The 26,913-nt window shown below is 58.0% G+C and carries 27 protein-coding genes and 1 tRNA gene; 16 read left to right on the plus strand and 12 right to left on the minus strand.

All coding sequences use genetic code 11. The annotated features are described in order from the left end of the window. The first annotated feature begins 10 nt into the window (after nucleotides 1-10). On the plus strand, nucleotides 11-1,693 hold the full coding sequence (dld, locus tag ACR0DK_RS19060) for a D-lactate dehydrogenase (protein WP_480737625.1): 1,683 nt from the start codon (nucleotides 11-13) through the stop codon (nucleotides 1,691-1,693). Between the two features lie 33 nt (nucleotides 1,694-1,726). Here the strand turns inward: dld and ACR0DK_RS19065 are convergent, their stop codons facing one another. Next, nucleotides 1,727-2,350 carry a DnaJ domain-containing protein gene (locus ACR0DK_RS19065; RefSeq protein WP_170398478.1) on the minus strand — a complete coding sequence of 208 codons (624 nt, stop codon included), beginning with the start codon at nucleotides 2,348-2,350 and terminating at the stop codon, nucleotides 1,727-1,729. A gap of 107 nt (nucleotides 2,351-2,457) precedes the next feature. Between ACR0DK_RS19065 and ACR0DK_RS19070 the strand changes: the two genes are divergently transcribed. The 8 genes from ACR0DK_RS19070 to ACR0DK_RS19105 all read left to right on the plus strand — a co-directional run bounded on the left by ACR0DK_RS19070 (nucleotide 2,458) and on the right by ACR0DK_RS19105 (nucleotide 12,532). Continuing rightward, complete coding sequence (locus tag ACR0DK_RS19070; RefSeq protein ID WP_170398480.1) at nucleotides 2,458-2,712, plus strand: BolA family protein; 255 nt, start codon at nucleotides 2,458-2,460, stop codon at nucleotides 2,710-2,712. Between the two features lie 162 nt (nucleotides 2,713-2,874). Continuing rightward, nucleotides 2,875-3,978, plus strand: a complete 1,104-nt coding sequence (locus tag ACR0DK_RS19075) for a cytochrome c peroxidase (RefSeq protein WP_170625462.1) — start codon at nucleotides 2,875-2,877, stop codon at nucleotides 3,976-3,978. Between the two features lie 11 nt (nucleotides 3,979-3,989). Continuing rightward, on the plus strand, nucleotides 3,990-5,177 hold the full coding sequence (locus tag ACR0DK_RS19080; protein WP_255611992.1) for a cytochrome-c peroxidase: 1,188 nt from the start codon (nucleotides 3,990-3,992) through the stop codon (nucleotides 5,175-5,177). Between the two features lie 5 nt (nucleotides 5,178-5,182). Beyond that, nucleotides 5,183-5,752: an arsenate reductase (azurin) small subunit gene (locus ACR0DK_RS19085; protein WP_170513820.1), complete on the plus strand. Its 570-nt coding sequence runs from the start codon at nucleotides 5,183-5,185 to the stop codon at nucleotides 5,750-5,752. Nucleotides 5,753-5,765: 13 nt separating this feature from the next. After that, complete coding sequence (locus ACR0DK_RS19090) at nucleotides 5,766-8,447, plus strand: arsenate reductase (azurin) large subunit (RefSeq protein WP_170595222.1); 2,682 nt, start codon at nucleotides 5,766-5,768, stop codon at nucleotides 8,445-8,447. Nucleotides 8,448-8,590: 143 nt separating this feature from the next. Then, entirely contained in the window at nucleotides 8,591-10,795 is a 2,205-nt protein-coding gene (locus tag ACR0DK_RS19095; RefSeq protein WP_480737630.1) for a HEAT repeat domain-containing protein, read from the plus strand. 14 nt (nucleotides 10,796-10,809) lie between these two features. Next, the gene (locus ACR0DK_RS19100) at nucleotides 10,810-11,295 is read left to right on the plus strand and encodes a plastocyanin/azurin family copper-binding protein (protein WP_170408233.1); all 486 of its coding nucleotides are present in this window, start codon (nucleotides 10,810-10,812) and stop codon (nucleotides 11,293-11,295) included. Further along, nucleotides 11,288-12,532, plus strand: coding sequence for a molybdopterin molybdotransferase MoeA (locus tag ACR0DK_RS19105; protein WP_480737633.1), 1,245 nt, complete (start codon nucleotides 11,288-11,290; stop codon nucleotides 12,530-12,532). The genes ACR0DK_RS19100 and ACR0DK_RS19105 overlap by 8 nt, the downstream gene beginning before the upstream one ends. Before the next feature lie 153 nt (nucleotides 12,533-12,685). On the opposite strand, the gene ACR0DK_RS19110 is transcribed toward ACR0DK_RS19105, so the two are convergent. From ACR0DK_RS19110 to ACR0DK_RS19145, 8 genes are all read right to left on the minus strand, one after another. Further along, complete coding sequence (locus tag ACR0DK_RS19110) at nucleotides 12,686-13,204, minus strand: N-acetyltransferase family protein (RefSeq protein WP_480737635.1); 519 nt, start codon at nucleotides 13,202-13,204, stop codon at nucleotides 12,686-12,688. After that, the gene (locus ACR0DK_RS19115) at nucleotides 13,201-13,755 is read right to left on the minus strand and encodes a helix-turn-helix domain-containing protein (protein WP_170513838.1); all 555 of its coding nucleotides are present in this window, start codon (nucleotides 13,753-13,755) and stop codon (nucleotides 13,201-13,203) included. The genes ACR0DK_RS19110 and ACR0DK_RS19115 overlap by 4 nt, the downstream gene beginning before the upstream one ends. 116 nt (nucleotides 13,756-13,871) lie before the next feature. After that, nucleotides 13,872-14,888, minus strand: coding sequence for a Fe(3+) ABC transporter substrate-binding protein (locus tag ACR0DK_RS19120; RefSeq protein WP_170398498.1), 1,017 nt, complete (start codon nucleotides 14,886-14,888; stop codon nucleotides 13,872-13,874). A 141-nt stretch (nucleotides 14,889-15,029) separates the two neighbouring features. Continuing rightward, nucleotides 15,030-15,593, minus strand: a complete 564-nt coding sequence (locus tag ACR0DK_RS19125; RefSeq protein WP_480737640.1) for a hypothetical protein — start codon at nucleotides 15,591-15,593, stop codon at nucleotides 15,030-15,032. Nucleotides 15,594-15,613: 20 nt separating this feature from the next. After that, nucleotides 15,614-16,135, minus strand: a complete 522-nt coding sequence (locus ACR0DK_RS19130) for a hypothetical protein (protein WP_170636915.1) — start codon at nucleotides 16,133-16,135, stop codon at nucleotides 15,614-15,616. Then, nucleotides 16,125-16,511: a hypothetical protein gene (locus ACR0DK_RS19135; protein WP_170398504.1), complete on the minus strand. Its 387-nt coding sequence runs from the start codon at nucleotides 16,509-16,511 to the stop codon at nucleotides 16,125-16,127. The genes ACR0DK_RS19130 and ACR0DK_RS19135 overlap by 11 nt, the downstream gene beginning before the upstream one ends. A gap of 185 nt (nucleotides 16,512-16,696) precedes the next feature. Continuing rightward, a complete protein-coding gene (ykgO, locus tag ACR0DK_RS19140) occupies nucleotides 16,697-16,822 on the minus strand; it encodes a type B 50S ribosomal protein L36 (protein WP_005648635.1) in 126 nt (41 codons plus the stop codon). A 92-nt stretch (nucleotides 16,823-16,914) separates the two neighbouring features. Next, nucleotides 16,915-16,989, minus strand: a tRNA-Val gene (locus ACR0DK_RS19145). Nucleotides 16,990-17,138: 149 nt separating this feature from the next. Here ACR0DK_RS19145 and ACR0DK_RS19150 point away from each other — a divergent pair. Then, nucleotides 17,139-18,011 (plus strand): N-formylglutamate amidohydrolase, encoded by an 873-nt coding sequence (locus ACR0DK_RS19150; RefSeq protein ID WP_170398506.1) that lies wholly within the window; start codon nucleotides 17,139-17,141, stop codon nucleotides 18,009-18,011. 2 nt (nucleotides 18,012-18,013) lie between these two features. Here ACR0DK_RS19150 and ACR0DK_RS19155 read toward each other — a convergent pair whose 3' ends face one another. Next, nucleotides 18,014-19,267, minus strand: coding sequence for a DNA polymerase IV (locus ACR0DK_RS19155; RefSeq protein ID WP_480737643.1), 1,254 nt, complete (start codon nucleotides 19,265-19,267; stop codon nucleotides 18,014-18,016). A 91-nt stretch (nucleotides 19,268-19,358) separates the two neighbouring features. On the opposite strand from ACR0DK_RS19155, the gene ACR0DK_RS19160 reads away from it, so the two are divergent. Next, nucleotides 19,359-19,757 (plus strand): NUDIX domain-containing protein, encoded by a 399-nt coding sequence (locus ACR0DK_RS19160; RefSeq protein WP_480737645.1) that lies wholly within the window; start codon nucleotides 19,359-19,361, stop codon nucleotides 19,755-19,757. A 257-nt stretch (nucleotides 19,758-20,014) separates the two neighbouring features. Here the strand turns inward: ACR0DK_RS19160 and pyrF are convergent, their stop codons facing one another. Beyond that, nucleotides 20,015-20,719, minus strand: coding sequence for an orotidine-5'-phosphate decarboxylase (gene pyrF / locus ACR0DK_RS19165; RefSeq protein ID WP_170514647.1), 705 nt, complete (start codon nucleotides 20,717-20,719; stop codon nucleotides 20,015-20,017). 141 nt (nucleotides 20,720-20,860) lie between these two features. Here pyrF and ACR0DK_RS19170 point away from each other — a divergent pair, with 141 nt between their 5' ends. Both ACR0DK_RS19170 and clpB read left to right on the plus strand, forming a co-directional pair. Beyond that, complete coding sequence (locus ACR0DK_RS19170; RefSeq protein ID WP_170398514.1) at nucleotides 20,861-21,181, plus strand: hypothetical protein; 321 nt, start codon at nucleotides 20,861-20,863, stop codon at nucleotides 21,179-21,181. Nucleotides 21,182-21,308: 127 nt separating this feature from the next. Next, nucleotides 21,309-23,927, plus strand: coding sequence for an ATP-dependent chaperone ClpB (clpB, locus tag ACR0DK_RS19175; protein WP_480737648.1), 2,619 nt, complete (start codon nucleotides 21,309-21,311; stop codon nucleotides 23,925-23,927). 72 nt (nucleotides 23,928-23,999) lie between these two features. On the opposite strand, the gene ACR0DK_RS19180 is transcribed toward clpB, so the two are convergent. Continuing rightward, nucleotides 24,000-24,377: a VOC family protein gene (locus ACR0DK_RS19180; RefSeq protein WP_480737650.1), complete on the minus strand. Its 378-nt coding sequence runs from the start codon at nucleotides 24,375-24,377 to the stop codon at nucleotides 24,000-24,002. A gap of 40 nt (nucleotides 24,378-24,417) precedes the next feature. Between ACR0DK_RS19180 and ACR0DK_RS19185 the strand changes: the two genes are divergently transcribed. The 3 genes from ACR0DK_RS19185 to msrQ all read left to right on the plus strand — a co-directional run bounded on the left by ACR0DK_RS19185 (nucleotide 24,418) and on the right by msrQ (nucleotide 26,607). Continuing rightward, entirely contained in the window at nucleotides 24,418-24,957 is a 540-nt protein-coding gene (locus ACR0DK_RS19185) for a winged helix-turn-helix transcriptional regulator (RefSeq protein WP_480737652.1), read from the plus strand. 131 nt (nucleotides 24,958-25,088) lie between these two features. Continuing rightward, complete coding sequence (gene msrP, locus ACR0DK_RS19190) at nucleotides 25,089-25,988, plus strand: protein-methionine-sulfoxide reductase catalytic subunit MsrP (RefSeq protein ID WP_480737654.1); 900 nt, start codon at nucleotides 25,089-25,091, stop codon at nucleotides 25,986-25,988. Between the two features lie 4 nt (nucleotides 25,989-25,992). Continuing rightward, nucleotides 25,993-26,607 carry a protein-methionine-sulfoxide reductase heme-binding subunit MsrQ gene (msrQ, locus tag ACR0DK_RS19195; RefSeq protein ID WP_480737662.1) on the plus strand — a complete coding sequence of 205 codons (615 nt, stop codon included), beginning with the start codon at nucleotides 25,993-25,995 and terminating at the stop codon, nucleotides 26,605-26,607. Nucleotides 26,608-26,913: the final 306 nt, after the last annotated feature.

Genomic DNA, 26,913 nt, shown 5'->3' on the forward strand with positions numbered 1-26,913 from the left:
GGGTAGCGGGATGAACGATGCCGATCTGATCAAGCGTCTTCAGGCCATTTGTGGGCGGCGGCGCGTTTTGACTTCGTCGCGCAGCACCCGCCGCTTTCGCCGGGGGTTCAGATCAGGTGAAGGGGACGCGCTCGCGGTGGCTCAGCCCGCCACGCTGCTGGAACAATGGCAGGTGCTTCAAGCCTGCGTTGCCGCCGACAAAATCGTCATCATGCAAGCCGCCAATACCGGCCTGACCGAAGGGTCTACGCCCAAGGGTAGCTACGATCGTGATGTAGTGTTGATCAACACGCGGCGGATGGACGATCTGCATCTGATCAATGAAGGCAAACAGGTCGTCAGCTTTCCGGGCAGCACACTGTTTGCGCTGGAAAAGCTGCTGGACCCGATTGGCCGCCAGCCGCATTCGGTGATCGGATCTTCGTGCATCGGTGCCTCAGTCGTTGGCGGGGTGTGCAACAACTCGGGCGGTTCGCTGGTCGAGCGCGGCCCCTCCTATACCGAGCTGTCACTGTACGCGCGGATCACTCAGGACGGCGAGCTTGAGTTGGTCAATCATCTAGGCATGCAATTGGGTGATACACCCGAAGAAATCCTGACCCGACTGCAGAACGGTGATTTCTCAGCAACTGATATCGAGACCGACAATCGCAAAGCCTCTGACACCGATTACGCCCGTCGGGTGCGTAATGTAGATGCTGAAACGCCAGCACGCTTTAACGCTGATAAGTCGCGTCTATACGAAGCAGCGGGCTGCGCGGGTAAACTGGCGGTTTTTGCGGTTCGGCTGGATACATATGCCAAGAACGAAGCAGAACGTACTTTCTACGTCGGGGCGCACGACACCGAGGCATTCACGGAATTGCGCCGTCGCATCCTGTCCGACTTCAAAACCCTGCCGGTCAGCGCTGAATACATGCATGAGGAGGTATTCGATATCTCTGACCGCTATGGCAAAGACACCATGGTGATGATTGACAAGTTGGGAACCGACCGTTTGCCCACTTTCTTTGCGCTGAAGGGCGCGGTGGACGCGCGTTTAGAAGGCATTCCGGTTCTCGGCAATTTTACCGATCGTTTCATGCAGTTCGCGATGCGACTTTGGCCCGATATCCTGCCGCGCCGGATGCGGGCCTATCGGGATCGGTATCCGCATCACCTGATACTCAAAATGCGCGATGGCGGTATCGATGAAGCGCGCGATCTACTCAATGACATGACTGCCGAAGACAAGCTGGATTTCTTTGAATGCGACCTGCGTGAGGCAAAAATCGCTGGGCTACATCGTTTTGCTGCCGCAGGTGCAGCCATTCGTTATATGAAGGTTCATGCAGCCGAAGTGGAAGATATCATCGCCCTTGATATCGCGCTGCGCCGCAATGATGTCGACTGGTTCGAAGATTTGCCAGCTGAGATCGCGGATCAACTGGTCGGCAAGCTCTACTATGGCCACTTCATGTGTCATGTTCTGCATCAGGATTACATCGTCAAGAAAGGCGCGGACCCGAACGCGTTGAAGGCCGCAATGCTAAAGTTGCTGGACAAACGCGGCGCTGAATACCCGGCGGAACATAATGTTGGCCATCTCTATGCAGCCAAACCCGATCTGGCAGCTTTCTACAAGTCGATCGATCCCACGAACAGTATGAACCCGGGAATCGGAAAGATGTCCCGCAACAAGCACTATTCGTGAGACGGAACGCTGCTGACCCGTATCCGTTGGATACTACTTGAAGCTGCGGCTGTCCTTGATCTGATCCCAGGCCCAGACGACCTCTTGCAACTGCTCTTCCTGAGATCGGTCACCACCGTTCATATCCGGGTGCAGCACCTTGATCAGCTTCTTGTAGGCTTTGCGAATCTCTGCCTTCGACCAGCTATCTTGCGCTTCGAGGATCTCTATCGCGCGGCGCTCGGTCGGCGGCAGGCGTCGACCGCCGGAATTGGCGCGGCCGGGATTTTTGGTGGCGTTTTCGCCTAGAACCTGATGCGGGTCCTCGATCCCCAGACGTGCCCAGGCACGGGCCTCAGGGTCGCCCATCGGTTTGGTCTCACGCTCCCACACTTTGTCCTTCGAACGCTGCGCGTTCAGTTCGGCCTCGGTGGTGCCGTCGAAGAAATTCCATTTCTGGTTATATTCGCGCACATGTTGCTGGCAGAACCAGAAAAAATCATCCAGCACGTCCGGAGCTTTGGGTGCGCGAAACTTACCGGGTTCTTCACAGCCCTCATGATCACAGATTCGCACCGAAGTTTCGGACGCACCTGACATACCCCGACGGCCGCGCGGCTTCTTTTTCTTAGCGCTCGACACGGACATATCGAATCCGAAGGGATCTGACTTTACCATCTGCACAACCTCACGAAGGCATCTTTTCGACTCGGAGGCAGCAGTTTAATCTAAGCAGCCGAAAGTAGAAGAGGGGGACGGCAATTTATTTGCCGTTGAGCATAAAAATGAGCGTGACCGACGAAATCCGTGAACGATTGCAGGCAGCATTTAACCCGCGTGAGCTGGAGGTGGTTGACGACAGCGAGAGCCATCGTGGTCACGCTGGATATCAGGAGGGCGGTGAGAGTCATTTCAACGTCCTTATTCGTTCGGCGGCTTTCGAGGGGCAATCCCGCGTTGCCCGCCATCGCGCAGTACATACGGCATTGGGGGATATAGTCCCCCGTATCCATGCGCTTGCTCTGGATATCGACGTCTGACAGTCGCGGCCTTGGTTCAGATAAGCGACGATTACGTCGCCAATTCTCTGCGGATTTAATCTCGATCAAGGCATCGCGATACATGACCCTCTAACATTCGCCTCGTCGATCTCCGGTTAACCGGAGCGATCAGATTTGCGGATAATGAGGGCTTTTTAAATGATGACCAAAGCCAGAACGTGGTTCTCGGCACTGTCGACAGTTTCATTGCTGTCGGTGGGTGTTGCGTTCCCGGTTCACCATGCCCAGGCGGAACAGCCAGGCCCGGTAGAAGCCATTGAGTTCGACCAAGCCAAGGCGGCACTTGGCAAACGTTTGTTTTTTGACCCGCGCCTGTCTGGCGACACCGAACTGTCCTGCGCCAGCTGCCACCAGCCGGAAAACGGCTTTACCGACGGGCAGGCCCTATCGGATGCCTATGCCGGCAGCCTGCATTTCCGCAACGTGCCGACGCTGATTAACAGCGCCAAGCGCGCCGCGTGGTTCCATGACGGGCGCATTGGCACCAACCTCAACGACGCGACCCGCGAAAGCATCACCGAGACATACTCGATGAACATGGATATGCGTTTGATGCAGGAACGCATCAAGCAAGATCCGGTTTATGTCGAGATGTTCGAAGCCGCCGGATTTGGCGAGCCGTCGAACGGTGGGGTCCGTAACGCCATCCCGGAATATCTGAAAACGCTGATTTCGCGCGGCGCGCCGTTCGATACAGGCGAGATGTCGGAAGAAGCCAAGGCGGGCTATGAGCTGTTCAATGCCAGCGGCTGCAATTCCTGCCACTCGGGCGAGCGGTTCACGGATGATCTGCCGCACAATATCGGCGTGGGCGACAACCCCGATATCTGGGCGACCCCGGAACGTCACATCACCTTTGTGACCATGATGAAGTTCCTCGGCGTCGAGAATTACATGAACCTGCGCGCCGACCCCGGTGCGTATATCCGCACTCACACCGCCGATACATTCGGCACGTTCATGACCCCCACGCTGCGTGAGCTGACCTATACCGCGCCATATATGCATAACGGCTCGATTGCGACGCTCGAGGATGTGGTGGCCTTCTACAACGCCGGTGGTGGCGAAGATGAAAACAAGGATCCGCGCATCAAGCCGCTTGGCCTCAACGAGACCGAACAAGCACAGCTGGTGGCCTTCCTTAAGGCGCTGTCTGGTGAGCCGCTGACCGGCCCCGACTTCGTCGCCGAGGACATCGATACGGACTATGCGCCGATCGAAAACTGGCAAGACGCGACAAACTGAGGAGTGGACCCATGAAAGACCTTAAGTCTTACCTTTCAGGTACAATCGCCACCGCTGCTCTGGTTGCCGCCCTTGGTTCGCAAGCCTTTGCAGAAACCAGCATGGAGATTGAGGCCGGTATCGGCGGGGCAGACCCCGACCCCGATGCGCCATTGGTGGCACTGGGTGAGCCGCCCATACCGCTGGACAACCCCCAGACCGAGGCCAAGATCGAACTGGGCAAGATGCTGTTCTTCGATCCGCGTCTGGGCGGCAACCCGTCGACCCCCTGTTCGGCCTGTCACATGCCGGATGTGGGCTGGGACGTCGAAGCACCAATCTCGTTCGGCTATCCCGGCACGACCCACTGGCGCAACAGCCAGACGGTTGTGAACTCGGCTTATTACGGCAAGCTGTTCTGGGCGGGCTCGTCCAAGAGCCTTGAGAGCCAGGCCAAATCCGCCGCAGGCGGTGCGGTCGCCGGCAACGGCGAGGCCGACATGATGGAGGCGCGCCTGGCCTTCGTCCCCGAATATGTCGAACGCTTCAACGATGTCTTCGGCGATCAATGGCCGCGCATCAGCAACGCATGGCGCGCCATCGCAGCGTTTGAACGGACCATCGTTCAGACCGACACGCCCTTCGACAACTATCTGCGCGGGGATGATGCGGCGCTGACCGACGAGCAGAAACGCGGGCTGGAACTGTTCACCGGCAAGGCGCAATGTTCCGAATGCCACAACGGCGCGCTGCTGTCGGATGAGAAATACTACAACACCGGCGTACCCGCCTATGATGGTTGGCAGGACGATGGTCTGGCGCAGGTCACCTTCCGGTATGAGCTATATGCCAAAGGCTCGACCGAAGAGATGTATCGCCACACCAAGGACGACCCCGGCTTCTATTTCCGCACCAAGGAAAAGGCCGACAAGGGCAAGTTCCGCACGCCCAGCCTGCGCTACACCCTCTATACCGAACCCTACATGCACAATGGCATGTTGGAGACGCTTGAGGATGTGGTCGAGTACTACAACCAGGGCGGCGGCGAGAATGAGTTCGCTGAAAACAAATCCCCGCTGATCCAACCCCTTGGCCTGAATGATCAGGAAAAGGCGGATCTGGTGGCCTTCCTGAAATCCCTGTCCGGCGAGGAAATCCTGATCGAGGAACCCGAACTGCCGGACTACCAGCCGCTTCCTGCGGTTGCAGCAGAGGAGTAAGCGTCATGACAGATCATAACGCAACCGGATGCAGCTGTTCGGGCGACGCCAAAAAGGCCTGCACCGTGAACCGCCGCCAGTTCCTGTTCGCCTCGGGTGCCACCACCTTTGCCGTAATGGTGACCATGCCCACCCGCCATGGCCAGGCGGAACAGGTGCCCGCTTTGGTATCGACCTATCCGCGCAAGCTGATCGGCAAACTGTCCGAACTGGAACAGGATGTGCCGGTCGAGTTCTACTACCCGGACGAGGGCGACTATTCGGACTCGATCCTTGTGAAAACCGGCGTGGAAAGCGGCGGCGGCATTGGTCCGCAAAAGGATGTTGTGGCCTTCAACCTCACCTGCACCCATCAGGGCGGGTCGATGTATGACAGCTACAAGCCTGAACATAAGGTGCTGGGCCCGTGCCCGTTGCACCTGTCCACCTATGACGTGACACGGCACGGCATCCTCGTCTCGGGGCAGGCCTACCAATCGTTGCCACAGGTCCTTTTGGAACTGGATGGTGACGATATCTACGCCGTTGGCATGTTCGGCCTGATCTACGGCCGTTACGACAACCTCATTGCATAAGGGAAACGGAATCATGGCAACCCCGTATTACGTACCCGAAACCAACGTTCCGCTGCCGCCCAAAGGGGCCGAGGTCATCTCGACCGCCTGCGACTACTGCATCGTGGCCTGTGGTTACAAAGTCTACCGCTGGCCCGTGACGGCCAAACCCGGTGGCCCCACGGCGGACGAAAACGCATTTGGCGAGGATTTCCCCGTTGCACCGCTGGGTGCCTGGGTCGCGCCGAACCAGCACAATATCGTTCTGCACAAGGGCCAGCCGCACCACGTGGTGATCATTCCCGACAAGGACACGCAATACGTCAACACCGACGGCGACAGCTCCTTGCGCGGCGGGTGTATCGCGCAGAAATGCTATAACCCGCAGACACCGACACGTGACCGTCTGAAGACACCGCTGATGCGGATCTATGGCACGCTGATGCCGGTTCCGTGGGATCTGGCGCTGGATGTGGCGGCTGAGGTGGGCAACCACGTGATCGCCAAACACGGCACCAATGCCTATGGCGTAAAAACCTTCAGCTACCAGTATATAGAGAACACCTATGCGATCTCGAAATACGCGCTGCGCCATATCAACACCGCCAACTTCACCTTCCACGACACGCCGTCCGACGTGACCTCGACCCCCGGTTTCCGGGATGCGGGTTTCGACAATTTCGGTCCGTCTTATGAGGATTGGCGGGATGCGGAGACCCTTCTGGTCTGCGGCACCGACCCGTATGAGACCAAGACCATCCTCTATACCCAGTGGATGATGAAGGGGATGCAGAACGGTCAGAAAGAGATCTATCTGATTCCGCGCCGGTCTGCCGGTGTGGCCCATGCTGAAAAGATGGGTGGCCTGCATATCGACGTTCTGCCCGGCACCGACCTTCTGGTCGTCAACGCCATCGCCCGCGTCATCGTGGAAAATGGCTGGGAAGACAGCGACTGGATCAAGAAATGGGTCAACAACAAGTGGGAAAGCTCGTCCGGCTTCGGTCAGGGCACCCGGAACACGCCATGGCAGTGGCGTACGACCTGGGGCAAGTTCCAGACCAAAGGCTTTGAAGACTGGAAAGAGTGGTTGCTGTCGCAGGACGAATTCGCGCCTGAAACCGCTGCTGCTATGGCCGAAATCGACGTGCAGAAAATCTATACTGCCGCCGAATGGCTTGCCAAACCCAAGGCGGATGGCACCCGGCCCAAGACCTCGGTCATGATCGAGAAAGGGTTCTACTGGTCGAACAACACCGGCAACACGCAGGCGATCTCGGCTCTGGGCATCATCTGTGGCTGTGGCGGTCGTCCGGGTCAGGTGATTGGCCGGGCCGGTGGTCACCAGCGGGGCGGCGTGAAGGGCGGGAAATACCCGCGCAACAAGTCGCCCGAGAAACTGCCGGGTCGCCGTCGCCGCGCCATGGATACGGACCGGTATCTGATCGCAGGTCATACCCGTATGGCCCATGTGATCGGCACCACATGGATTCAGGCGATGTGTGGTTCGCAACAGTTAGCTGACAAGTTCGAGGAACTGACCGTCCGCAACCCGCATCAGATTGCGTCTTTCGACAAGCAAGAAATGATCGACACGCTGAAGGCCCGCGCCGACAGCGGCGGCATGGTGGTGATCAATCAGGACATCTACCTGCAAGATCCGATCGGCAACCGCTATGCCGACATCGTGTTCCCCGCAGCGACCTGGGGCGAAGAGGACTTTCTGCGCGCCAACGGCGAACGCCGCCTACGCCTGTACCAGAAGTTCTATGATGCGCCCGGTGCGGCCAAGCCCGACTGGTGGATCATTGCACAACTGGCACAGCGGATGGGCTTTGACGGGTTCGACTGGCAGAACTCGAACGAGGTTGCCGAAGAGGCCGTGCGCTTTACGCGCGGGTCGCGCAAGGACTTCCACGCGGTCTACCGTCTGGCAAAGAAAGAGGGCAAAGGTCTGCACCAGAAGGTCCGAGAATTCGGCACCGATGGTGTGCAATGCCCGGTCATGCTGGATGCCGACGGTGTCACGCTGATTGAAACCAAGCGTCTGCATGACACAACCCGCACGCTGCCTGATACCGGTGCGGCTGGTGCGGATGTATTCAACAAGAAGCTGACGCACTTCAACAGCCAAACCGGCAAGTGCAACATCCAGAAATCGCCGTGGGGCCTGTTCTCGGATTACTGGGAATGGCTGAAACCCAACAAGGACGAAGGCGAATTGTGGGCCACATCCGGTCGGATCAATGAACGCTGGCAGTCCGGTTTCGACGACCGCCGCCGCCCGTATATCGTGCAACGCTGGCCGGAGAACTGGGTCGAGATTCACCCCGACGATGCGGCCGAACGCGGCATCGAAAGCGGTGATTACGTGATGGTTTACTCGGAACGCGTTCCGGGCAACAAGCACACTTTGCTCGGTGTGGAAGGCGACGACTTCCAGTTCTCGAAACTGATGGAGAACGGGCATATCGAACTGACCAAAGCGGCGATCACCGCCGTGGCAATGGTTACGCCCGCCATAAAGAAAAGCGTCGTTTACATGGACTTCCTGCACATGCAGCAGCCTGCAAACGCGCTTGAGGGCCGGATCGTTGACTGGATCAGCGGCAACTACAACTACAAGATGGGCGTCGCCAAGGTCCGCAAACTGGGGCCGAGCCCCTACAAGACCTCGTTCCGCACGATGTCCTTTGCGCCGCGTGATATCGCCTGACGCTTTTCCGGGGGGCGGACGCCATGCCGCCCCTCGGGTCCGGTCCCACTGCAGAAGGGACCACCTGGAAGGCAGGCTTCGGTTGGGAAACCTGTCTTCCACTTTACCCAACCCGTCCCAACGCAAAACATGGCAGACCTGATATGAACATGCATTCCGATACCGACCTGCGTGACGAGGCCACCAGCCTGTTCTCCGACTACGCAAAATCTGATTATGACGTGATCCGCCTGCGCGCCATTCAGGCCCTGACCGCCATTGGAGCCAGCAACAGCCAGGCCTTGGTCGAGGCGTTGCTGGATGATGACGAAGACGTTCGTCAAGACGCAGCCCAAGCGCTGGGCGCGCTGGGCGTAACGGAGGCCGCGCCGCAACTGCTGGAAAACCTGATCCACGATCCCTGCGGTGAGGTGAAACTGGCCTGCGTCACCGCCTTAGCACAGCTGAACGCCAAGGACGCCACGCCGTACCTGCGCACCCTCGTCACTGGACGCGGCCAGGATATCACGTGGGACGAGGACGAGCTGCATCAGGATGAATGGGACGACTGGCTGGATACTCAGATCGCGGCGATCAAAGCGTTAGGTCGCATGGGCGATGCGGCTGCGATTGAACCCATTGTCATGGCCCTGATGGACGAAGACGGGCAGGAACTGGGGGATGTGGCCTGCGAAGCGCTGGGCCAGATCGGTACGCCGTCCGTGCCGACCTTGGGTGTGTTCGCCCAATCCTCGAACCGCCGTCTGCGTCACCGCGCTCTGCGCACGCTGGCCGGGATCGGTGGAGCCGAGGCCGAAGCCATCTTGCGCAAAGCCACCACCGACAAGGACGGGGCCGTGCGTCTGATCGCATATGAGGCGCTGATGCCGAACGACCCGGCGCTGGTCGAACAGGCCCTGACAGATGCGGTCGAGGATATCCGCAACGCAGCGCTGAACCAGTCCGGCCTTTCCGAACCCGAACTGCTGGACCGCATGATGCGCGACCCCGGCGCCAAGGTGCAACTGGCGCTGATCGACCGGCTGGACCGCAGCCAGCCTATCGTTGATCAAGACGACCTGCGCTGGCAGGTGCTGGATTTCCTCGCAACCGGACAACAGCCTGAGGTCTCGGCGCAGGCGCTGGGCCTGCTGGCGGCGTTGGCCCCGCAACTGGTGGCAGATCGGCTGAACGCGCTGTTCTCGGTCGAGGCGGACGACCTCAAGGCCGAGCGTATCCAATGGGCCATCGTCGACGCGCTGGCGACCTCGCCCCTGCGCGAGGCGGCAGAATGGCTGCAACGCGCCTGCCGCGCGCCCTTCCGGTCGGTGCGGCTGAAGGCCGTGGCCTCGCTGGCGATGATTGTTACTGACACCGACCGCCCGCATGTGAACCAGCAGCAGGGCCGCGAATTGCTGCTGTCCTTCGCGCTCGCCCCGATGAGCGTGGTCGAAGACGCGCACGAGGAAGAGGCCCCGCAAACCGACATCGCCGCGCTGGAAGAGGCAGGGCTGGATGTATCCGACGGTGGTGAAAACGGCCCTACCTCCAGCCTCGGCGCGATCCTTGGCCATGACGCTATCGCGGCAGAGATGAAGAAAGAGGCCGAGGATGATGACCTGCACCCCCTGACGCCACGCGAGCAGGCATTGTTGGTCAAGGCCACCCGCCATCCCAAACGCCGCCGCGTGGCGTTGGATGACAATGCCGAAGCCTTGGAGCGTGAGACCCGCATTTCGGCCATCCGCCTGCTGGGCGACGTCACAGGTATGCAGATCATGCTGGCCCAGATCGCGCAGGACCCCGAGACCGAGATCGCCGCGCAGGCGCTGGCGGCACTGGGCTTGTCGGTCGCGCGCAACGGGTCCGAACTGAACCAGTCGCATTTGATCGAGCTGATCACACAGGGGCTTTCGCATACCGATGCCAATCTGTCTCTGCAAGCGCTGAACCTGCTGCAACAGGCTGACCTGCCACCGCAGGATGCGCTGCGGGGCAAATTGCGGGCTATGCTGAAAACCGGAGATACTGCCTTTCGTATCGACGCCATGCAGATTCTGACCCGCTGGGACGGGACGGCCGATGTGGCGCGCAGCTTGCTGGACGATGTCTCGGCCCCGGTACGGCAGGCGGCGATGCGGCTTTTGTCTGAAACGGCCCCGGATCAGGCAGGTGCGGCCATCGTACCCTTCCTTCTGGCTAATCCTGAGCAACGGATCGTGACCTATATCAATGACAGCACCCCTGCCTTGGTGTCCATTGGGCGCGAATTGTTGGCCGGATTGCGCGACGAGAACCACCGCGCCCAGTGGCCGGTGTTGATCAGCGCTTTGGCCGACCTGTTGGGAGACCCCTACCGGGCGGTCTGAAACCGGAGGGATAGATGGCGATTTCGCTGAAACTAGGCGCGGCGATTCTAACGGGGGCAATGGCTTTTGGTAGTGTCGCACTGGCCGAGGAGATCCCCGAGGTTGCCGTAGTTCATCAGGTCATCGACCTGAACGCCGACACTCCGGCGCATGCATTTCGGTTCGAACCCAAATTCCTGCAGGTTCCCGCTGGGGCGACTGTGCGTTTCAAAGGCTCGACCGGGCGGCACACGGTCACTGCCATTCCTCGAATGATACCCGTGGGCGCGCGCGTCTTCGAGATTCGGGGCAAACCCGAACTGGATCTGACTTTCGAGAAAGAGGGAGTCTACGGCATCCGTTGCCGCGTTCATGGGCGTCACGGAATGGTCATGCTGCTGGTAGTTGGTGATCCAAGCTCGAATCTCGAAGAAGCCAAGGCCTATCTACCTAAACTTGGAGAGGCCGAGCGGGTCGGTTTCGAAGAGCTCTTTGCGTATATGGAGGCCCAAAATGGCTGATGGATGTGCCTGCGACCACCATGCTCATATGTACCTGACCGTAGATGACGCCCTGAGGCGCGGTTTGTCCGTGGCCAACCCCATCACGGATATCGAAACACTGCCGCTGGTGCAGGCCATTGGCCGGATATTGGCCGAGGATTGCTCTAGCAATGTAGACATGCCCGCCTTCGATAATTCGGCCATGGACGGCTATGCCGTTCGCAGCGCCGATCTGGGCGAGGGGCCTGTGTTCGAACTGCTAGTTGGCGGGCGCATAGCCGCCGGCGATAGCGGCGCACACGATGCGCCAGATGGCAGTGCCTTGCGTATATTCACAGGAGCGCCGGTGCCGTCCGAGTTCGATGCGGTATTAATGCAGGAAGACTGTGAGTTTCAGTCCGATCGCATCCGGTTCAACCGCCGTCCAAAATCCGGTCAGCATATCCGTCGCGCGGGCGAGGATTTGAAAGCTGGTGCCCCGATCCTGCGGCGCGGGTGTGAAATTTCCGCGCGCGAGGCTGCCGCGTTGGCCTCGGCTGGTTATGGCGAGGTGAAGGTTTTTCGCAAGCTCAAGGTCACGATCTTTTCGACCGGCAGCGAGCTGCGCCAGCCGGGTGAAGCGCTTGGCCCCGGACAGATCTACAACTCGAACCGCTACATGCTGTTGGCTTTGCTGGATAAACCCTGGATCGAACTAGCCGACCGAGGCCCGGTCGAAGATGATCCGGTGCTGCTGAAGCAGGTCTTGAGGGAGGCCTGTAATAGCTCGGACCTGATCATCACCACGGGCGGTGTTTCGGTCGGGGACGAAGACCACATGCCGCGCCTGTTCAGTGAAATCGGTGGCGAAACCGAGGTGATGAAAGTGGCGATGAAACCCGGCAAGCCGATCATGTTCGGTTGTCGGGGTGATGCGCTTTATGTGGGCCTGCCGGGAAATCCGGTTTCGGCCTTTGTGACGTGGCAGATCATTGGTGCGCGGATGATGGAACGCCGTGCCGGTCTGCATCGGAACGAACGCACCCCCGAGCAGGCGGTTTTGGCAGAACCTCTTCAACGCCGCGCGGGGCGGCGTGAGTACCGCCCGGTAAGCATCGACGGATGTACACCGAATGGCGCACCGCGATTGCGCCTGATGGCCGAGTCTTACAGCGGGCGCGTTGCCCTTCTGGCGCAAGCCAATGGGTTGGCGATCATTCCGGCGGAAACTGAGGTGTTACCAGCCGGGACAGTTCTGGAGTTCCTTCGGTTCTAGTAGGATCCCGATGCGCTTGCGGTATCAAATTCTTTAGTCAACGAGCGTCCTTTGCTGTCGATAACGCGCGGCTGTAGGTCTTTGGTGCCGACCTATGTCGGGACCTTCGGGGATCGCCGAATGCTCTGTCGCGAATGTGCGCGCGACGGGCAGCTAGGTGACGTCCTTGAACATGTAAGTGGTCGGCTCCAGCCGATCCTCAAACGGGTTTCGGCAATAGTTCGGAATTTCTCCGGCAATCTGAAAACCCATCGACTGATACAGCAAGCGAGAAGGATCGCTGCTACGGGTGTCCAGCACCAGCATCGTGCGTTTCAATTCCCGAGCACGCTCATGCAGTGCGTCCATCAGCGACCGACCCAAACCGCGACGGCGAGCCTGCGGATGAACCAGCAGTTTTGCCACATCCGCGCGATGCGGCTGGTTTGGCATTGCGGCGGGGATCAGTTGCACCGTGCCCAGAATGCGTCCGTCACCATATGCGACAAACAGATCGAGTGTCTCCGCGCGGAGTTCGGGCTGCACCCTGTCCCGCCAATAGGCGCGGGCATCGTCCCGCGAAAAAGGAAGGATGAACCCGATACTGGCACCGGTATGGACACAGCGGTGCAGGATATCGGTCAGATCCTCAAGCGCTTCGTCGAAATATTCCTGTGGCAATCGCGTAATCATATCAGCACCAACAGATAGCGCGCACCGCGTTTGGGTCCGGTTTCGAACTGCGTTGGCCCCGACAGGTGATAGCGAAGGCAGTCGCCGCCGCTGAGCGCATGGGCAATCCCGTCCACTGTCAACGTTAGCCCTCCATCAAGTAGGATCAGGTGGTGCTCCTGTCCCGGCTTGGGCGGAGTATCGTAGGTGATGACAGTACCTGGGGGCAAATGACCTTCCATTACTTCCCCACTGAGGCCAGTCGCCGGTGGTGAAACCGAACGGCGTGTAAACCCGCTTTCGGGGTCATGCCATTCAGGCTGCTTCTCGAAAGGTACTTTGGGATCGAAACTGTCTTCGACCATCATCAGCAGGCGTGACATGGGCAGGCCGTATGCCGCGCATAAACGGCCAAGCGTTTCAGCGGTAGGGCTGACATCACCGTTTTCCATTCGCGACAGTGTCGCCCGGCTGATCCCACTTTGGTCTGCCAGCTGCTCAAGCGACCAGCCATGACCCTGGCGCAGCTCGTTCAGACGCTTAGCGAGGCGGTTTGATAGTGTGTCGAGCATGGCTCACATATGGGAATCAGTTACGAATATGGGATTATTGCCTTGCTTTACTTCAAACACAATAGAAAAAGGGCGCAGAAATCTGCGCCCTTTTGCTGCTCGGGTATCGGACTGGATTACTTCCAGCCAACTTCGTTATAGATTTTCTGTGCCTCGGGGATGTTTTTGGCGGCCTCTGAGAGGTTCACCTCATCCGCTTTGAATTCCCCCAGAGCGGCCACGTTCTCAGCCAGCGCGACGCCTTCGACAGCGGGGTATTCATCGTTTCCGTTCGAGAAGTAGACCTGCGCCTGATCGCTTGCGAGATACTCAAGGAACTTAATCGCGTTTTCTTTGTTCGGCGCGTTTGCTGCAACACCCGCACCCGACAGGTTCATATGTGCACCTTCGGCGTCCTGTGCCGGGAACTGCACGCCAATCATCTCGATATCCGCGCTTAGACCTTTGACGTCTTTGCGCATAGCGCGGGCCATATAGTATGTGTTGGCAACCGCAATCTCGCACTCGCCTGACACGATGCCGCGCAGCTGGTCTGTGTCACCGCCCTGAGGTTCGCGTGCCATGTTGGCGGCGACACCTTCAGCCCATTTCCTGGCTTCTTCCGCGCCGTGATTTGCAATGATCGATGACAATAGTGTCTGGTTATAGATATTGCCGGACGAGCGAATGCAGATCTGCCCTTTATACTCCGGTTTTGCCAGATCCAGATAGGTTGCGGGTGGGTTGGCGACATCAGCCTTGTCAAAGAAGATGATCCGTGCGCGCTGAGAAAAGCCGTACCACTGATTGTCTTCGTCCTGAAGGTTTGCCGGAATACGTTCCTCTAAGATTGCGCTCTCGACCGGCTGCAGGATGCCTTCGCTCTTGGCGCGGGCCAGGCGCGAGCTGTCGACCGTCAGCAGGACATCAGCGGGCGAATTCGCGCCTTCTGCTTTCATCCGTGCGATCAGTTCGTCGGCCTTGCCTTCGATGCGGTTGATGGTGATGCCGGTGGCCTCTTCGAAGTCGGAATACAGGCGTTCGTCGGTGTCGTAGTGGCGCGAGGAATACAGGTTCAGCTCGCCCTCGGCTGCGGCAGAGGTGGCGATCAGGGCCGTCAGGGTGGCGGCAAAGCAGGTAGAGGATTTCAGCATCATTTGTCCCAACATTGAAAATCGTGACGGGAATTAACCCGACTGATTTGGTCAATTAAACGATTCTCGGTGGGATGCAAGGAAATCCGACAAAATTAGTTGGTCAAAACGTCGCTGAACTTACCTTGCCGGACGGCCCCTTCAGGATTGACGCCGCCTACTTTGTTTTCTTTCGGGTTGCGGTGGAGTGGGTGACGGTGCCGGCTCGGGGTCCGGATCGTCGCTGAGCACCGGTTCTTTGGTCAGCATAGCCTGTGTTACCGCTTCCATGTATTTCTGCAGCATGACCGGCGGATCGGCTGGGGCCAGTTTGATTGATAGCCTGCTTGCGCCTTCCTGATTATAGGCATAGCGCGAGGAATAACTTGCGTTGACCTGCGCCGCCACGGGTCCCCAGCCACCTTTGACCGATGCGCTGCCTGATTTCTCGGTCTGTTTGGTCATCGAGATCGCCATCTTTACCTCGATCTCGGCTTCTTGCACCGCATAGAACGCGGGCAGGAAACCCATCGACACGAGGCTGAATTCCTTTGGGGGACCATCGGGGTTGGATAGGTCGGGAAGCTGGATCTTCTGATCCGCCATGTATTTGGCGATATCAGTCGAATGTCTATCCAATTCAGTTTGCGACTCTGCCACGGAAATCGCCAGTTTCTGAACCATTTCCGCGAAAGGGACGTTTAGCAATTCCTGCCCGATACTCATTTCCAATCTCCTTTGTGAATTCAGTCTCTATCAATAATCTTCGTTGCGGACCGTCTTTTGACCGAGAACGAGACCTTCGCTGCGTTCTGGCTGACCGCCTGTTTCTTCGCGTTTGTAGCGAACTGGGCTTTGTCGCCATCCCGACCAAGCCCAACAAAGGCTTCGACCTGGACATTGTCGATGGTGAATTCGTCGCTGCCGTCGGATCCTGCAAGGATCTGTTCGCCCAGGGCCTGCGAAAAAACCTGCGCATCCACGATCTGCGTATCTTTGTCTTCAACCTCCATTCCGCTCTGGCCTCCGGCCATTGGGTTCACCACCGGAGAACCCGAGCCCATCAGCATGCCACCGCCTCCTTCTTCCAGATCGTCGATCTGGTCTTGCAGGTCCTGGATCGTCTCCAGCAACACGACCTCGCGCGCCTCCAGCGCGGTCAGGCGGTTTTCCAATGACTGAAGCAGTGTGGTGAAGGCCTCGGGCAGTTCGGTGATGCGCACATCTATAGGTTGTTTTTTGGGGGTCTTGTCCTTTTTAGTCGCCATCGACCCCTCCACCAGAACCACCTTCATCCACCGGTCCCGGCGCGAACCGCATCCGCATGGTCGACGCGCTGCTTGCATCGAGCGTATCTGTCTGCGTCAGTTTTGGCCCACACAGAAACGCGCCAATGATCCCGCGTTTGCCTTCTTCTGTGGTACTGGTCATCTCCATGACGACCTTCAATTCTACATCGACATCCTGCATGTGGTAAAAGACTGGCGGAATGCCCATCTCGCGCAGTTCCTGAGGATAGTTCTTCAGCGCGTTCAACTGATCCAGACTAAGCTGTTCGGCGGCTTGGGCCACGCTTCGGCCTATATCGGCCACCATCTCGGTCAGGGTTGTTCCTAATAGCGTATCCAGATCATCGTTGGCCAACCCGACCTCCCTTCTAAAAACAGGGAAAGCGTAGCACGAGACCGTCTCATAACAATACTAAATCTCAGAACCGGACTTTCGGAGCGATTTCCGGCACTTCCGCCGACACGAAAGGGCGCTAGAAGCAGGGCATAAAAAAACCGCGCTCGAAAGCGCGGTTTTTTTTAATTAGGTTCGTGCAGCCCTTAGCCCTGGCGAGCTTTGAACTTGCGCTGCGTCTTGTTGATCACGTAGACGCGGCCTTTGCGACGCACAACCCGGCAATCACGGTGCCGGTTCTTGAGCGAGCGGAGCGAGTTCTTGACCTTCATGGGTCTGTCTCCAATCTGCGGCGCCTTCATCAAAGACGTGGCCAGCGCCTGGGTTAATCGGGTGCCCCGGAAAGACCAGAGCAATGAATTCATGGTGGGCGGTACAAGGATCGAACTTGTGACCCCTTCGATGTCAACGAAGTGCTCTACCGCTGAGCTAACCGCCCATGAAACCGTTGCGTGACCTGCCCCATAACGAAATGGGGCGCGGAACCCCGCGCCGGTAGCGGGGTCTATAAAAGGAGTCGTTGGGGGGATCAAGGGGTTTGGCAGAACTATTTTACGGTCTATGTTGAGTGCGAACAACGGAGAGCCCATGCCCGACGCCGCCACCAATGCAGCCTATATTCTGGATATGCCCGCAACGCGTACGTCCTGCGTGGTATTTGCCTCGCCCCATAGCGGTCGGACCTATCCCGAGTCTTTGTTGAAGCGGTCTGTTTTGAACCGCAATATGATTCGGTCGTCTGAGGATGCGTATGTCGATCAGCTTTTTTCCTCAGTCGCTGAATTCGGTGCACCGCTGCTCGCCGCGGCCATGCCGCGCGCCTATCTGGACCTGAATCGCAATTCGGATGAATTGGACCCCGCTTTGATACAGGGTGCGCGTCGTCACGGACATAATCCGCGGGTTACCTCGGGCCTCGGGGTGATTCCCCGCGTGGTCGCCAACGGCAGGGCGATCTACAGCGGCAAGCTGACTATGGATGAGGCGCGCCTGCGGATCGATACCTATTGGCGTCCATACCATACTCGTCTGAAATCTCTGCTGGCGGAATCGCATCAGATGTTTGGGCAGGCCATTCTGATCGATTGCCACTCGATGCCGCACGAGGCGGTGGCGCTGGCCGGCGGCTCGCGCCGGGCCCGACCGGAAATCGTTTTGGGCGATCGGTTCGGTGCGGCCGCTTCCGGTGTGATCGTTGATCAGATCGAGGCCGCTTTTGCCGACGCGGGTCTGAATGTGGCGCGCAACACGCCTTTTGCTGGGGCCTACGTCACCCAGACCTATGGTCGACCTGCCCGCCATCAGCATGCGGTTCAAATCGAGATCGATCGGTCACTTTATATGAACGAGGAAACGATCCAGCCGAACGGCAACTTTGAGGCGTTGCGTGATGTGTTGCGTAAGGTCACCGCGCAGATCACCAGTATCGGGTCCGATCCAATGTCACTTGCCGCCGAATAGACCTAGCGCAGCGCACGACCTTTTACGATTGCATCACTGCCGAAACGGCGCCGGATTTCGTCCGTCGCACGTTCGGCCTGTGATCGGCGTTCTGCACCGGGATCCAGAAGGTCGCCCGAGATATCGGCCTGATCCTCTGAACACAGGTCAGACAGGCCGCATCCCAAAAGGCGATAGGGACCCTGATCGCCAACCTGATCAAATAGCCCACGAGCGGTGCGATAAATCCGATCCGCTATCTGAGTCGCATCGCGTAGTGATATCCGCCGGGTGATGATCTTGTGGTTGGCCTGTTTCAGCTTCAGCGTCACCACTCGCCCAGCCAATCCCTTGGCTTTGGCCCGGTCGGCTACCTTTTCAGACATACGCCACAGATGCCCTTCCAGAATTTCAAGACTGGCGGTATCCTCGAAAAAAGTGGTCTCATTACTGATCGACTTCATCGGCTCATGGGCCGATACGCGCCGTTTGTCCTGCCCTCGCGCCAGATGCCACAGACGGTAGCCCATTGATCCGAACCGCGCGGTCAGCGCCTCCTGATCCCAGCGCAGAAGATCAGCAAATGTGCGAATCCCTGCGCGATCCAGAGATTCCTGCGCCGCCGGACCAATTCCCCAGATTAATCGCACCGGCCGGTCATGCAGGAAATCAGCCGTCTCGGCCTTGCCGATCACTGAAAAACCCCGAGGCTTGTCGAGATCCGAGGCCACCTTGGCCAGAAACTTGTTATGGCTCAAGCCAATCGATCCCGTCAGGCCCAGCTCATCTTTCATCCTCTTGACCAGACGCGCAAGCATGACCGCTGGCGGTGCACCATGCAGCCGCTCGGTGCCGGATAGGTCCATGAACGCCTCATCCAGCGACAGTGGTTCAACATCAGGTGTCAACTCGTCCATCATGGTGCGTATCTCGCGCGAGACGCTGGCATAGAGCGACATACGCGGTTTGATCACCACCGCTTCGGGGCATAGTTGAAGCGCCTTGAACATTGGCATGGCTGAACGTACCCCGCGAACGCGGGCCACGTAACATGCAGTTGATACCACCCCGCGCTTGCCGCCGCCAATGATCACAGGCTTGTCGGCAAGTTCGGGATTGTCGCGCTTTTCGACCGAAGCATAAAAAGCATCGCAATCCATATGCGCGATCGTCAGGTCAAACAGCTCTGGGTGCGATTTGACCCTCGGGCTGCTGCAAGTTGGGCAGCGCGGCCCTTGCTTAATTTCCTTCAGGCAGTCGCGACAGATGGCGGGCATGATGTAGTTTCTTTCCGGCCAGCGGCGGATTGATCAAGACATTCGATAGGTTAATAAGTATCGCGAATGGATTAGGATAAAAAGAGGACCGATGGACTTCGCCCGGGCAAAAATAGCGTTGTTTCTGGGGCACAAGCTGCTGGTCATTCTAAGAGATGATCGATCAGATATTCCGTTTCCAGGGCATCTCGATTTTCCAGGCGGCGGGAAAGAGCCAGGCGAAACACCGATCGAATGCGCGTTGCGTGAAACAGATGAAGAGGTTGGACTGCGCCTGTGCGCAACCGATCTTGTCTGGTCACGGCAATATGGTCAAAGCTGGTTCTACGTCGCCCTGCGCCCGCCGGAAGATGTTGGCCTGATCCGTTTTGGAGACGAAGGGCAGGGGTGGAGGCTGATTTGTCCGCGGGATTATCTGTCGAATCCGTTGGCCATTCCAAATTTTGCAGATCGCCTTCGGGATTATTTGTCGGAAACGGCGCAGCTTTGAACGGGACTTCGAAAGAAAACCCCCCGCGCCTGCGGGGGGAGGTAACGAGCCTCAGGAAGAGATGGCCCGTTGGGGAGTGTCTTGTGTGTAGAATCGCCGAAAATGGCGTTTTTCGATAGCCACAAGCCGAACGCCATAAAACTCATGTTTTTCATGTGTGTTTTCGGGCACAGGGACGATTTGGCGCGGCGGCGCGAAAAATTGACCTAACGTCAATTGCTTGAGCACCGTTCCTTCCGCAATTTTTGGCTTTTCGCCTAATGGTGAGTCAATGAATTTAACTCGCTCAAAACTGCTTGTGCGGCGGCTTTGGGGTCATCCGCCTGATAAATCGGGCGGCCCACGACGATATGATCGGCCCCATCGCCGATTGCACTGGCCGGGGTTGCGACCCGCTTTTGGTCGCCCAAAGCTGCACCAGCAGGGCGTACCCCAGGGGTTACAATCAAACGACCTTCGGATTGGGGCAGGGCGCGGATTAGCGCGGCTTCCTGAGGACTGGCGATGACGCCATCAGCTCCGGCCTCGAAAGCCTTGGCCGCGCGTTCTACAACGAGGTCCTGTACGTCACCCGCTTTCAGAAGGCTTGCATCCAGATCGTCCCTGTTCAGTGATGTCAGGACTGTTACCGCCAGAATTTTCATGTCCTTGCCTGCAGCGCCCTCCTTTGCGGCGCGTACGACATGCGGATCACCATGCACCGTCAAGAAGTCCAGATCGAACTGAGCCAACCCACGCACTGCATTTTCTACAGTGTTGCCGATATCGAACAGCTTCATGTCCAAGAAAATGCGCTTTCCGTGATCCTGTTTCAACTCGTTGGCCAATGCCAGACCGCCGCCAGTCAACATACCCAGCCCGATCTTATAGAACGAAACCGAGTCGCCCAGCCGCTCGGCCATGGCTAGACCCTGCAGGGCGTTTGGGACGTCGAGGGCTACGATAAGGCGGTCATCGGACATGGGGCGCTCCTTTTTGGCAAACGTTTGCGTCCTAACGGGTTCAGGGCGATCTGTCCATGTGTGAAGCCCGAGGTGACGCAGTTCACTCACTATTTTGCGCAATGTGCTAAAGTGCCGACGTTCAGAACAGGGATAGAAACGATGAAAAAGGTAATTGTACTTGGCGCGGCACTGATGTTGGCCGCATGCGAAGACGCGCCTCAAAGCGATCCGCCCGAAACCGGTGTCGCGCCGGCTCCAACCAATGACAATCTTCTGTTAGTGCGTGGGTACCGATCGGAAGACGACTGGTGTCAATTGACCGGGGAAACAGCCTATACCGGCAACTTCCTCGATCATACAGCAGATCTGGTTTCATGCCCCACAGGCAGCAGTGCCGAGCAGTCTTTGGTCGAAATGTATAACGCTGAATTGATGGGAGAAACTGGCGGTTATTCCGTCTACTCGATTCCGCGCGGATGACGCCGATTTATATGCTCTAGCCCCTTGAATGGGAAAAGACATTTCCCAAATTGAATGTGAGGCCCAGACCGACGCGTGCCGCCAAGCGGGCGCATCAATACGGGGCGCTTAAGAAAAGGAGAATGCTATGGACTTGAACAAGTTCACCGAGCGGGCACGGGGTTTCGTGCAAGCCGCGCAGACCATTGCGCTGCGCGAGGGGCACCAAAGGCTGGAGCCCACACATATCTTGAAAGCATTGATGGACGACGATCAGGGGCTGGCCAGCAACCTGATCACACGCGCTGGCGGCGCACCGAACCGCGTGGTTGAGGCGTTGGACGCGGCCATGGGCAAAATCCCGAAGGTCAGCGGCGACGCGAGCCAGATCTATATGGACGGCCAGACCGCCAAGGTTTTGGACGAGGCAGAGAAGCTCGCCACCAAGGCGGGCGACAGCTTTGTGCCGGTTGAACGCGTTCTGATGGCGCTGTGTATGGTGAAATCCAAAGCCAAAGAGGCTTTGGAGGCCGGTGCTGTATCGGCCCAGAAACTGAACGAAGCGATCAACGATATCCGCAAGGGCCGCACTGCTGACACCGCATCGGCGGAAGAAGGCTACGACGCGCTTAAAAAATATGCGCGCGACCTGACCGAGGCTGCAGCCGAAGGCAAGATCGACCCGATCATCGGGCGGGATGAGGAAATCCGCCGTTCGATGCAGGTTCTGTCGCGCCGCACCAAGAACAATCCGGTACTGATTGGTGAACCCGGCGTCGGTAAGACCGCGATTGCCGAGGGCATGGCCCTGCGCATCGTCAATGGTGATGTGCCGGAATCATTGAAGGACAAGAAGCTTCTCGCGCTCGACATGGGTGCGCTGATCGCCGGTGCTAAATATCGCGGTGAGTTCGAAGAACGACTGAAGGCTGTTCTGACCGAAGTGACCGAAGCCGCCGGTGAGATCATACTGTTCATCGACGAGATGCACACGCTGGTAGGTGCAGGTAAATCCGACGGTGCGATGGATGCCGCCAACCTGATCAAGCCTGCGCTTGCCCGGGGTGAGTTGCATTGTATCGGCGCGACGACGCTGGATGAGTACCGCAAATACGTCGAGAAAGACGCAGCCCTCGCCCGCCGGTTCCAGCCGGTGATGGTCACTGAGCCGACAGTTGAGGACACGATCAGCATCCTGCGCGGTATCAAGGAAAAGTACGAGCTGCACCACGGTGTGCGCATCTCGGACTCGGCGCTCGTGTCGGCGGCGACCCTGTCGCATCGCTACATCACCGACCGCTTCCTGCCTGACAAAGCCATCGACCTTGTCGATGAAGCGGCTTCGCGTTTGCGGATGGAGGTGGATTCCAAGCCCGAGGAACTCGATCAACTGGATCGTCAGATCCTGCAGATGCAGATCGAGGAAGAGGCGCTGAAGCTTGAGGATGATGCGGCATCAAAAGATCGTCTAGAAACCTTGCAAAAGGACCTTGCCGATCTGCAGGAGAAATCCGCCGAGATGACCGCCCAGTGGCAGGCCGAACGTGACAAGCTTGCCGGAGCGCGCGATCTGAAAGAACAGCTCGACAAGGCGCGCGCTGATCTGGAGATCGCCAAGCGCGAAGGCAACCTCGCTAAAGCGGGTGAGCTGTCCTATGGCGTCATCCCCGAGCTTGAGAAAAAGCTGACCGAGGCCGAAAACGCCGAAAGCAACGCCATGATGGCCGAGGAAACGGTGCGCCCAGAACAGATTGCGTCGGTGGTCGAACGCTGGACCGGTATCCCGACCTCGAAAATGCTGGAAGGCGAGCGCGAGAAACTGCTGCGGATGGAAGACGATCTGCATTCCCGCGTGATCGGTCAGGATGCGGCGGTCACTGCTGTTGCCAACGCCGTGCGCCGTGCGCGTGCCGGTCTGAATGACGAGAACCGCCCATTGGGCTCGTTCCTGTTCCTCGGCCCGACCGGCGTGGGCAAGACCGAGCTGACCAAGGCCGTGGCGAACTTCCTGTTCGACGACGACAACGCGATGGTGCGCATCGACATGTCCGAGTTCATGGAGAAACACGCGGTCGCCCGTCTGATCGGTGCCCCTCCGGGCTATGTCGGCTATGACGAAGGTGGTGTGCTGACCGAAGCCGTGCGGCGCAGACCCTATCAGGTCGTGCTGTTTGACGAGGTCGAAAAGGCACACCCGGATGTGTTCAACGTGCTGCTGCAGGTCCTGGACGATGGCGTCCTGACCGATGGTCAGGGTCGTACCGTCGACTTCAAGCAGACGCTGATCATCCTGACGTCGAACCTTGGGTCTCAGGCACTCAGCCAGTTGCCCGAAGGGGCTGACAGTGCGCAAGCGCGGCGGGATGTCATGGACGCGGTCCGGGCTCATTTCCGGCCTGAATTCCTGAACCGTCTGGACGAAACCATCATCTTTGACCGGCTCAAACGGGCCGATATGGATGGCATCGTCGATATCCAGATGGCACGTCTGCAGAAACGTCTGGCTGCCCGCAAGATCCAGCTGGCACTGGACGATGGCGCGAAGGAATGGCTGGCCAATGAAGGCTATGATCCGGTCTTCGGTGCCCGCCCATTGAAACGCGTGATCCAACGCGCCCTGCAGAACCCGTTGGCCGAAGCACTGCTGGCCGGTGAGATAAAGGATGGTGAGACCGTTCCGGTGACCGCCGGAACCGATGGTTTGATCATCGGCGATCGGCTGGGAACGTCCGAGCGTCCGCGCCCGGATGATGCAGTCGTGCATTAAATCTCAGGTAATGAAGAGACCCGCCATCCAGGCGGGTCTTTTTTTGGTGGCTTGTATTGCGACTAAGAGCGTTTAGACCTGCCCGGTCAGATCCTGCGCCAGCATCATTGCGTTGCCGTCCGGGTCGTAAAATGTGGCAGTGCTGACCATCCCCTCAATCGTCTCGGTTTCGCCGTCAAACCGAACTCCAGCCCCTTCCAAAGCATCGCGTGCGCTTGCGATATCAGCAACACCAAAGACCGGAACGGAGTTTCCGGGCGCTGGTTCTGACTGCTCGCCCAAACCAAGGGTCACGCCTTCGGTTTTGGTGAGCATCTCGCTCCAACCCGCCTCATCAATATGATGGATCAACTCAAACCCGAGCTTGTCATTATACCAGCGCGCACTGGCGTGGCGATCTTTGACCGAAATGGCAAGAGTGATGGTGTTTTCTAAGGAAACGAGGGCCATGGAACTTTCCTTTTGTCCTAAAATAATGTAACTATACTTTATGGACATTAAATTACTTGTCAAGCTTACCTCTCGGGCCTGGTCGCTGAACATTCTTGCGCAGCTGCACCAGGGGGTTCCGGGCAGGCAGGCCCCATTGCACGCCGCGACCGGGGCAAGCCGGACGTCATTTGCGGCAAGTCTTGAGCATCTGGTCAGCCTTGGCTTGCTTGAACGGAACCCGGGCCACGGCCATCCTTTGCGCCCTGAATTCCGTTTGACCAAAGCCGGGGTTCAGGCGGCGGCTGTAGCGGCAGAAATCGTGGCCTTGGTGCCGCATGATACCGAATTGAAGCTACTGCGTCGTAGCTGGACGGTCCCTATTCTGGCGTTGACCCGCCAACCGCGGCGCTTTTCAGGGCTCAGGTCGGATCTTCGGGTGATCACTGATCGCGCATTGTCGTCCTCGCTCAAGCAGTTAGAGGCGCAGGATTGGGTTCGGCGCGATATCGAAATTTCGGCCCGGCTGCCTTTTCCGACCTATCAGGCGGTCAATCTTGGGTGCGAAATAAACCGTGTTGTCGGCTTGAACATCGGGTGACCGTTATCCTCGCGCCCAAGCGTACCTAATTTTCGTTACAATCTGTTCGCTCAATCGTGACGCCTGTTTCCTTGGCTCTGTGCTATCAGACCTTACCTCAGTTACGAGGTTAATGGATAACGGAGAACCAAATGGCGCATCGCTGGACCAACAAACTGACGCATGCGGACGTCACCCCAAGGGCGGCGTTTCTGAACCGGCGACAGGTCATGGCCGGTTTGGCGGGTGTCGGGCTGGCGAGCCTGGCGCGGCCAGCGGCGGCCGAGGCGCTTGAACCGAATACCTGGGAAGAGATTACTTCCTACAACAATTATTATGAGTTCGGGACACGCAAGGATGATCCGGCGAAATATGCACACACACTGGTAACCGAGCCCTGGAGTGTAACCATCGACGGTCTGGTCGACCGCCCTGGTGAATATGATTTCAAAGACATCATGTCTGAAATGACTGTTGAGGAGCGAATCTATCGGTTCCGCTGTGTTGAGGCCTGGTCGATGGTGATACCTTGGAACGGGTTTGAACTGGCAGATCTACTCGGCATGGCTGGCGTTCAGGACGGCGCGAAATACGTGGCGTTTGAGACCGCCTATCGTCCCGATGAGATGCCGGGTGTGGCGTATCCGATACTAGACTGGCCATATCGCGAAGGGCTGCGTTTGGATGAGGCGATGCATCCGCTGACCATTATGGCTACTGGGATCTACGGCAGGGACATCCCGAACCAGAACGGCGCGCCTTTGCGATTGGTGGTACCGTGGAAATACGGCTTCAAATCGATCAAATCGATCGTGCGGATTACCTTGACGGATACCCAGCCTCCGACAAGTTGGAACATGGCAGGTCCTAGGGAATATGGGTTCTACAGCAATGTGAACCCCAATGTGGATCACCCCCGCTGGTCGCAGGCTTCGGAACGTCAAATTGGCGGAGGTCTGTTTGCCAAGCGAATCCCGACGCTGATGTTCAACGGATATGAAGATGAGGTCGCCAGCCTTTACGAAGGCATGGATCTGGCGAAGAACTACTGAGATGATGCGGCGGCTCAACGACCTCTTGCGACGGCTTCCCAATTGGGCTGTTTATCTGCTGGGCGCACTGCCTGTGCCCTGGTTGTTTTATCAGGGCATGACCGGTGGTCTCGGGGTCGAGCCGATCGAGGCGCTCGAGCACGAGTTTGGCGAACTGGCGCTGCAGCTTCTGATTTTGGGTCTCGCGATTTCGCCCTTGCGTCGCTTCGCTGGCCTAAATCTGATGAAGTTCCGCCGCGCGATAGGTGTACTGACATTTTCCTATGTCGCATTGCACCTGTTGATCTGGCTGGTTCTGGATGTTCAGATTCCCAGCCAAATCTGGGCGGACATTATCAAGCGGCCCTATATCACGGTGGGCATGGCTGCCTTTGTACTGTTACTGCCGCTTGCAATCACGTCCAACAACTGGGCGGTTCGCCGTTTGGGGCCTCGTTGGCGCAAATTGCATCGTCTGGTCTACCCGGCAGCAATTCTGGGCGCGCTTCATTATGTGATGCTGGCGAAGGGGTTTCAGATCGAGCCATTGGTCTACCTGGCTATTATTCTGGGCCTTCTGGTCATGCGCCTGCCGGTCACATCATTCCTGATCCGGTTTAGGCAAGCCGATTCAGCCTGACTCGCAGGCGAGTCTGTGGGTAACAGTGTGAATAACATATCCATGGCGCTGATTTGCGATGGTCTGTGTCCGCGACTTCCGGGTTGAATGGCTGGATGCTATTCGTAACCATTTGTTTTAGCAATATAAAATTCTGCTTTTGCGTTTTTTTGCGTTTTTTTGATTTTTCCACTTGCGGCTTTTGGGCGATATACTTAGAACGCCCTTCACCGGCGCTGCTGAGGTGCTGGGACGCGGTGGAAGCTGCGGAGACGCTCGGGAGAGACTGGGGGCATCTGAGGTTTTTGATTGGGCGGTGGCGCTGAG

It is taken from the genome of Ruegeria sp. CE6 (assembly GCF_056537485.1).

Excerpts from the sequence above, each read along its gene's own strand:
- pyrF (WP_170514647.1), bottom strand. The coding sequence starts at position 20,719 with ATGTCCGATGACCGCCTTATCGTAGCCCTCGACGTCCCAAACGCCCTG.
- ACR0DK_RS19065 (WP_170398478.1), bottom strand. The coding sequence starts at position 2,350 with ATGGTAAAGTCAGATCCCTTCGGATTCGATATGTCCGTGTCGAGCGCT.
- ACR0DK_RS19180 (WP_480737650.1), bottom strand. The coding sequence starts at position 24,377 with ATGGCCCTCGTTTCCTTAGAAAACACCATCACTCTTGCCATTTCGGTC.
- ACR0DK_RS19115 (WP_170513838.1), bottom strand. The coding sequence starts at position 13,755 with ATGCTCGACACACTATCAAACCGCCTCGCTAAGCGTCTGAACGAGCTG.
- ACR0DK_RS19150 (WP_170398506.1), top strand. The coding sequence starts at position 17,139 with ATGCCCGACGCCGCCACCAATGCAGCCTATATTCTGGATATGCCCGCA.
- ACR0DK_RS19130 (WP_170636915.1), bottom strand. The coding sequence starts at position 16,135 with ATGGCGACTAAAAAGGACAAGACCCCCAAAAAACAACCTATAGATGTG.
- dld (WP_480737625.1), top strand. The coding sequence starts at position 11 with ATGAACGATGCCGATCTGATCAAGCGTCTTCAGGCCATTTGTGGGCGG.
- ykgO (WP_005648635.1), bottom strand. The coding sequence starts at position 16,822 with ATGAAGGTCAAGAACTCGCTCCGCTCGCTCAAGAACCGGCACCGTGAT.
- msrP (WP_480737654.1), top strand. The coding sequence starts at position 25,089 with ATGGCGCATCGCTGGACCAACAAACTGACGCATGCGGACGTCACCCCA.
- ACR0DK_RS19080 (WP_255611992.1), top strand. The coding sequence starts at position 3,990 with ATGAAAGACCTTAAGTCTTACCTTTCAGGTACAATCGCCACCGCTGCT.
- ACR0DK_RS19120 (WP_170398498.1), bottom strand. The coding sequence starts at position 14,888 with ATGCTGAAATCCTCTACCTGCTTTGCCGCCACCCTGACGGCCCTGATC.
- ACR0DK_RS19105 (WP_480737633.1), top strand. The coding sequence starts at position 11,288 with ATGGCTGATGGATGTGCCTGCGACCACCATGCTCATATGTACCTGACC.
- ACR0DK_RS19070 (WP_170398480.1), top strand. The coding sequence starts at position 2,458 with ATGAGCGTGACCGACGAAATCCGTGAACGATTGCAGGCAGCATTTAAC.
- ACR0DK_RS19185 (WP_480737652.1), top strand. The coding sequence starts at position 24,418 with ATGGACATTAAATTACTTGTCAAGCTTACCTCTCGGGCCTGGTCGCTG.
- clpB (WP_480737648.1), top strand. The coding sequence starts at position 21,309 with ATGGACTTGAACAAGTTCACCGAGCGGGCACGGGGTTTCGTGCAAGCC.
- ACR0DK_RS19095 (WP_480737630.1), top strand. The coding sequence starts at position 8,591 with ATGAACATGCATTCCGATACCGACCTGCGTGACGAGGCCACCAGCCTG.
- msrQ (WP_480737662.1), top strand. The coding sequence starts at position 25,993 with ATGCGGCGGCTCAACGACCTCTTGCGACGGCTTCCCAATTGGGCTGTT.
- ACR0DK_RS19155 (WP_480737643.1), bottom strand. The coding sequence starts at position 19,267 with ATGCCCGCCATCTGTCGCGACTGCCTGAAGGAAATTAAGCAAGGGCCG.
- ACR0DK_RS19170 (WP_170398514.1), top strand. The coding sequence starts at position 20,861 with ATGAAAAAGGTAATTGTACTTGGCGCGGCACTGATGTTGGCCGCATGC.
- ACR0DK_RS19160 (WP_480737645.1), top strand. The coding sequence starts at position 19,359 with ATGGACTTCGCCCGGGCAAAAATAGCGTTGTTTCTGGGGCACAAGCTG.
- ACR0DK_RS19085 (WP_170513820.1), top strand. The coding sequence starts at position 5,183 with ATGACAGATCATAACGCAACCGGATGCAGCTGTTCGGGCGACGCCAAA.
- ACR0DK_RS19075 (WP_170625462.1), top strand. The coding sequence starts at position 2,875 with ATGACCAAAGCCAGAACGTGGTTCTCGGCACTGTCGACAGTTTCATTG.
- ACR0DK_RS19125 (WP_480737640.1), bottom strand. The coding sequence starts at position 15,593 with ATGAGTATCGGGCAGGAATTGCTAAACGTCCCTTTCGCGGAAATGGTT.
- ACR0DK_RS19090 (WP_170595222.1), top strand. The coding sequence starts at position 5,766 with ATGGCAACCCCGTATTACGTACCCGAAACCAACGTTCCGCTGCCGCCC.
- ACR0DK_RS19100 (WP_170408233.1), top strand. The coding sequence starts at position 10,810 with ATGGCGATTTCGCTGAAACTAGGCGCGGCGATTCTAACGGGGGCAATG.
- ACR0DK_RS19110 (WP_480737635.1), bottom strand. The coding sequence starts at position 13,204 with ATGATTACGCGATTGCCACAGGAATATTTCGACGAAGCGCTTGAGGAT.